This window comes from Streptomyces sp. NPDC001348 (assembly GCF_053597535.1).
This window is the reverse complement of record NZ_JBSFIK010000046.1, coordinates 71,287-77,286: the sequence shown is the minus strand read 5'-3', so window position 1 is coordinate 77,286 and position 6,000 is coordinate 71,287. Positions and strand designations below refer to the sequence as shown.

General features: G+C 70.5%; 6 protein-coding genes. 2 read left to right on the top strand and 4 right to left on the bottom strand.

The window, feature by feature from the left end; genetic code table 11:
* Positions 1–91: 91 nt before the first annotated feature.
* From ACWC21_RS34720 to ACWC21_RS34710, 3 genes are all read right to left on the bottom strand, one after another.
* On the bottom strand, positions 92–955 hold the full coding sequence (locus tag ACWC21_RS34720; RefSeq protein ID WP_450887789.1) for a DUF4429 domain-containing protein: 864 nt from the start codon (positions 953–955) through the stop codon (positions 92–94).
* A 67-nt stretch (positions 956–1,022) separates the two neighbouring features.
* A complete protein-coding gene (locus tag ACWC21_RS34715) occupies positions 1,023–2,240 on the bottom strand; it encodes an alpha/beta hydrolase (protein WP_450887787.1) in 1,218 nt (405 codons plus the stop codon).
* Between the two features lie 82 nt (positions 2,241–2,322).
* Positions 2,323–2,955: a TetR family transcriptional regulator gene (locus ACWC21_RS34710; RefSeq protein WP_450887786.1), complete on the bottom strand. Its 633-nt coding sequence runs from the start codon at positions 2,953–2,955 to the stop codon at positions 2,323–2,325.
* Between the two features lie 63 nt (positions 2,956–3,018).
* On the opposite strand from ACWC21_RS34710, the gene ACWC21_RS34705 reads away from it, so the two are divergent.
* Positions 3,019–4,635, top strand: a complete 1,617-nt coding sequence (locus ACWC21_RS34705; protein WP_450887784.1) for an MFS transporter — start codon at positions 3,019–3,021, stop codon at positions 4,633–4,635.
* A gap of 226 nt (positions 4,636–4,861) precedes the next feature.
* Positions 4,862–5,170, top strand: a complete 309-nt coding sequence (locus ACWC21_RS34700; protein WP_450887796.1) for a small hydrophobic protein — start codon at positions 4,862–4,864, stop codon at positions 5,168–5,170.
* A gap of 54 nt (positions 5,171–5,224) precedes the next feature.
* On the opposite strand, the gene ACWC21_RS34695 is transcribed toward ACWC21_RS34700, so the two are convergent.
* Positions 5,225–5,968 carry a potassium channel family protein gene (locus tag ACWC21_RS34695; protein ID WP_450887782.1) on the bottom strand — a complete coding sequence of 248 codons (744 nt, stop codon included), beginning with the start codon at positions 5,966–5,968 and terminating at the stop codon, positions 5,225–5,227.
* Positions 5,969–6,000: the final 32 nt, after the last annotated feature.

The following is a 6,000-nucleotide window of genomic DNA, read 5'->3' as shown; positions in this document are numbered from 1 at the left end:
ACCCGCGTACTGGATGTACTCGGGTGGTGCGACAACGCGGCGAGGTGCCGTGCCGGGCGTCGCGAGCCGGTGAACCTTTCCGGTCGCAGCACTAGAGCTCCGCGAGGAGCTCCGCCTTCTTGGACGAGAACTCCTCATCGGTGACCAACCCGGCCTGATGCAACTCCCCGAGGTGCCGGATCCGCTCGGCGATATCGGCCGGATCCCGGCGCCCCGGCGCGGAAGGCACCGCAGCCGACAGCGCGGCCTCCGGCCGCCTGGCCCGCACCGCCGCCAGCACCGCGGCGGCGAACGGCAGGGACTCGTGCACCGGCCCGTAACCGAGTCCGAACACCACCGCCGCCGGGTCCTGGTCCGGCGGCGCCGGTTGCTCGGAGGCCGGGTCGCGGGGGACGAGGCGGAGATGGCCCTCGAGGACCTCGGGTGAGCGCCACTCGATCCCGTTCAGGTCGGCGACCGGGAAGTTCTGGTCGCCGGCCTTCCACTTGGCCGAGGACGCGCCCGTCCAGAACCACCGGAAACGTACCGAGGTCCCGTCGAAGTACGCCTTGCCGTCGTACGCCTTGAACTGCAGCGGCCCCGAGGGCGGCGCCACCAGGTGCCGGTCGGTGGGCCCGGACTCGCTCAGCAGGGCTCGCAGCTCGTCCGCGTAGTACTCCGCGAGCGTGTCCCGTTCGGCGGGCAGCACCAGCCGGTAGGGGTCGTAGATCTCCTTGAGCTGCCCGGCCGCCGCCTCGATCAGCGGATCGGCGCCCGGGCGGGGCTCGGCTCGCAGGACGACCGTCCCGCGTCTGCCCGGCGTGAGCGTCACGCCCTCCAGCGCCGCCAGGGGGATGCGTCTTTCACCCAGCGACTGGAACAGCTTCGGTGTCCGGATCCCCCGCTCGTATCGGATGAGCACGGAGTCGGACTCGAACTCCCAGGCGGCATGAAATCCGGCCAGTACGTCACCCATGCGGCTCATCGTATGCGGCACAGGCTTCTCACGTCCCTTCCCGCGCGGACCGCACTTCCTGCTGTCTCTACGCGCGTCCGGCTGTCGTCACACCGGACAAACCCGCCCGGCACCCGTCGTCGTCATGGGCACACCGCACCGCGTCGTACGCGCCGACCCCGATGTCGGCGAGGTTGCGCAGGCTGTCCGTGCCCGGCTCGAAATAACCGGCGTGGCCCTTGGCGTCCCGCGCCGACAGCACCCGCGCGCCGAACGCCCGGGAGACCGGGTCGGCGCCGTGCCCGAGCCCGCCGACCTCCAGGTACGGCACGTCCTGGATCCAGTCGTCGGCGTCCCGCATGGCCCACACCCGCGCGGGGGTGCCCAGGTTCGAGACCCGGGAGGCGTGCATGCCGGGGCTGGCGGCCACCGCTATGTCGGTCACCCGGCGCGGCACCGCGTGCGCGGCCACCCCGCACAGCACGGAACCGTAGCTGTGGCAGAACAGGGAGACCGGTGCGTTGCCGGGCAGCGCCCACAGCAGCGCGTTCAGGCGTACGGCACCCTCCTCGGCCCGCATCGCGGTGGCCGCGTCCACGCCGAGTCCGCTGGGCGCGGTGTAGTCGGCCCAGGCGATCACGGCCGTACGGGTGGTGCGGCTCGCGGTGCGCTCGGCCCCGTACAGGGCCTTGGCCATGCCGACCGGTGCGGTGTACTGGCGGTTGGTCTTCTGGAAGGTGAGCAGGTCGGTGTCGACGCCGGGGACGACGACGGAGATCCGCTCGGCCCTGGTGAGGTCGCCGAACACCTCGGCGACCCGGCCGGAGCCGTCGGGGTCGAAGGCGAGGATGTGGCGGTGGTCCCGCAGGAGTGACTCGAAGCGGTGCATGCGGCGCCCCGCCTGCTGCTGCCCGGCTGCGGAGAGCCGGCTGTCGTGCATACGTCTCCGGTCCACCTTGCGCGCCTTCTGCAGGGCGATGCGGTTGGCGCGGTAGCGCAGCTCCACGGGAGCGCCGTTCATGTTGCCGACCGCGAGGGGGTAGCGGTGGGCGAGGCGGGTGCTCTGCCGTGGGGTGAGCGAGGCGAAGAAACGCGCGAGCCGGGTGGGGCTCTCGTCGGGGTCCGGCAGCCGGTGTCCGTCGATCCGGCCGCGCTCCCAGGCGGTGAGCGAGGCCTGCAGCGGGGTCGTCTCCCGGTGACCGTGCAGGGCTGTCCAGCCGGTGGTCGCGAGCATCACGAACACGACGGCCAGGGCGAGCAGCGCACGCCAGACGTTGAGTTGCGGGGAGGTGTCGAAGGAAGTCACTGGGAGGACACACTAAGAGAACGAGAGGGTCTCGCGGTAACCGAGTGACAGGGATCACGTTTTGCCGCGTGTGGCGGGGAACTCAGACCGATCGCCAGTTTCCGGCCAACGCGGGGCCCACCTGGTCGAGGTGGCGTGCGGTGAGTTCGCGGATCGCCTCGATGCTGCACTCCTCGCCCACCGTCCAGGTCCGTTGGGTGACCCGTATCACTCCGCCGAACAGGGCCACCAGAAGCCGGGGGCGCGGGTCGGTGTCCATGTCGATGCCCTCGCGCTCGGCCACGATCCCGGCGATCTCCTCCTCCAGTTCCTCCTGGCGCCGCAGATGGGCGGCGAGCAGTGCGGGTGTGGCCTCGATCATCCGGTAGGCGCGCAGGTGCAGTTCGACCGGCACGATCTGCTCGATGGCCTCCCCGATGGTGTCCCAGCTCCCCAGTACGGCCTGCCGCAGGGCCTCCAGGGGGGCCTCGCCGGGCGGGCGTTCACGCAGGGCCCGTACGTAGTGCGACTCCGCGAGCCGGGTGACGAAGAAGGCCGCGTCCTCCTTGCCGGCGAAGTAACGGAAGAAGGTGCGCTGCGAGACGCCGACGGCCTCGGCGATCTCGTCGACGGTCGTCCGCTCGTATCCCTCGGCGAGGAACAGTTCGAGCGCTGCTCGCACCAGCGCGTCCCGGGTGCGCTGTTTCCTGCGCTCGCGCAGCCCCGTTTCACTCATGTGCTTCTCCGTGTAACTGAAATTTTTTGTCAACTGTCAGCGACTGACACTAGCCTCGCGCGTATGACTAGTCAGACCATCGACTCGACGGGGCCGGGGGACAAGGCACCGGAAGCCCCCTCGGACCCGAACCCGGCCGGAGGGCTGCGCGGTCACCCGTGGTTCACCCTCATCACCGTGGCCGTCGGCGTCATGATGGTGGCCCTCGACGGCACCATCGTGGCGATCGCCAACCCGGCGATCCAGAAGGACCTCGGCGCCACCTTCGCGCAGGTCCAGTGGATCACGAACGGTTACTTCCTCGCCCTCGCGGTCTCCCTGATCACCGCCGGCAAGCTCGGCGACCGGTTCGGCCACCGGCAGACCTTCCTGATCGGCGTGGTCGGCTTCGCCGGCGCCTCCGGCGCGATCGGACTGTCCAGCAGCATCGCCGCGGTCGTCACCTTCCGCGTCTTCCAGGGCCTGTTCGGCGCGCTGCTGATGCCGGCCGCCCTCGGCCTGCTGCGGGCCACCTTCCCGGCCGAGAAGCTGAACATGGCGATCGGCCTCTGGGGCATGGTGATCGGCGCGTCCACCGCGGGCGGTCCGATCCTCGGCGGGGTCCTGGTCGAGCACGTCAACTGGCAGTCGGTGTTCTTCATCAACGTGCCGGTCGGCCTCCTCGCGCTCACCCTCGGCCTGCTGATCCTGAGGGACCACCGCGCCGAGAACGCGCCCCGCTCGTTCGACATCGCCGGTATCGTCCTGCTCTCCGGCGCGATGTTCTGCCTGGTCTGGGCGCTCATCAAGGCCCCTTCGTGGGGCTGGGGCGACGGCAGGACCTGGGCCTTCATCGGCGGTTCCGCGCTGCTCTTCGCCCTGTTCTCCTTCTGGGAGACCAAGGTGAAGGAACCGCTGATCCCGCTGGGTCTGTTCCGCTCGGTGCCGCTGTCGGCGGGCGTGGTCCTGATGGTCCTGATGGCCATCGCGTTCATGGGCGGCCTGTTCTTCGTCACGTTCTACCTGCAGAACGTGCACGGCATGAGCCCGATCGACGCCGGCCTGCATCTGCTCCCGCTCACCGGCATGATGATCGTCGGCTCCCCGCTGGCCGGTGCCATGATCACCAAGCTGGGCCCGCGCATCCCGCTCGCCGGCGGCATGGCGGCCACCGCGATCGCCATGTACGGGATGTCGACCCTGGAGACGGACACCGGCAGCGCCGTGATGTCCCTCTGGTTCGGACTGCTGGGCCTCGGCCTCGCCCCCGTCATGGTCGGCGCGACCGAGGTCATCGTCGGCAACGCCCCGATGGAGCTCTCCGGTGTGGCCGGTGGTCTGCAGCAGGCCGCGATGCAGATCGGCGGCAGCCTCGGCACGGCGGTGCTGGGCGCGGTGATGGCCTCCAAGGTCGACAGCGACCTGCCGGGCAACTGGGCCGACGCCGGCCTGCCCAAGCTCACCCCGGCCCAACTGGGGCAGGCCTCCGAGGCCGTTCAGGTGGGTGTGGCGCCGGTGGCCAAGGGCACGCCCCAGCCGCTGGTCGAGAAGATCACCTCCGTCGCCCACGACACCTTCATCTCCGGCATGAGCCTGGCGTCCCTGGTCGCGGCGGGCGTGGCGGCGGTGGCCGTCCTGGTCGCCCTGCTCACCAAGCGCGGCGAGAACGCGGAGGCGGGCGCGGGCGTCGGCCACGTCTAGCCCCTCTCCGGAACAGGGCGGAGTTCCCTCATCAGGGTGACTCCGCTCAAGATTCCTTGCCCACGGCACGCGCCGCAGGTCACGGTGGGTCAAGTCCTCCGCAGGGCATGGGAGGACGCCCGGGCCGCGGCGCGCTGCCGGAGGGGGGCAGCGCGCAGGTCTGCGGACGCGGAACCGGGGTACTCGCATTTCCGAACCCGAATTGTCCAAGAGAGTCAAGGAGTTGATGATGGCGGGCTTCGGGCACGGAACGCGCGGGTACCCCCGTTCACGCGGCCGGACGTGGCAGCGGAGCGGGCCGGACCGCGCCACGCTCGGGATCATCGGCTGTATCTGCGCGATCGCCGGTTTCTTCGTCCTGGGCATCATCCTGGGCCCGGTCGCAGTCGTCTGCGGCTGGCTCTCCATGGGCCGTCAGTGGTCCTCCGACCGCAACATCCCGGCCCTGGTGGCCGTTGTCCTGGGCGCCATCGACACCCTGCTGGCCATCGTCTGGCTGGCCGGGTCGGCAACGATGGGCAACGGGTTCTTCTGAGGGTACGAGGGGCCTGGGGGGCACCGCCCCCAGGCCCCCGCCCCCAGCCCCCGCCTAAACGCGCCGCTCCTCCTCACGTGAGGCCAGCGCCGCGATCTCGGCGCGCAGCAGCCGCACCTCCTCCGCCAGGTTGGCGATCGCCTCCGTCTGCCGCCGCTCCTCCACGTCGTCCTTCTCGAACCGGGAGATGAACCACGCCGCGATGTTCGCGGTGACGACACCGAGCAGCGCGATCCCGGAGAGCATCAGCCCGACCGCGATCATGCGCCCCAGTCCGGTCGTCGGCGCGTGGTCCCCGTACCCCACGGTCGTCATCGTGGTGAAGGACCACCACACGGCGTCACCCAACGTCCGGATGTTCCCCTGCGGTGACTCCCGCTCCACGGACAGCACCGCCAGCGACCCGAACATCAGCAGCCCCACCACCGCGCCGCCGACGTACGTCGTCAGCCGGATCTGCGAGGCCATCCGCGCCCGCCGCCCCACCAGCAGCAGGGTCGCCACCATCCTGAGCAGCCGGAGCGGCTGCAGCATCGGCAGGACCACCGCGCACAGGTCTATCCAGTGCGTCCGTACGAACTGCCGGCGCAGCGGGGTCAGCGCCAGCCGCATCAGGTAGTCGACGGCGAACGCGCCCCACACCACCCACTCCGTCGCCGTGCACAGTGAGGTCATGAGCGGGTTGGCGGAGCTGTCCACGATCGGCACGGCGTAGGCGACGGCGAACGCCACCGCGAGCACCAGCAACGGCCGTTGGGTGCGCCGTTCCCAACGGGCCTGCGCCGACTGTTCGTTCATGGCCGTAATAGTAAAGAACGGGTAAGGGCGGC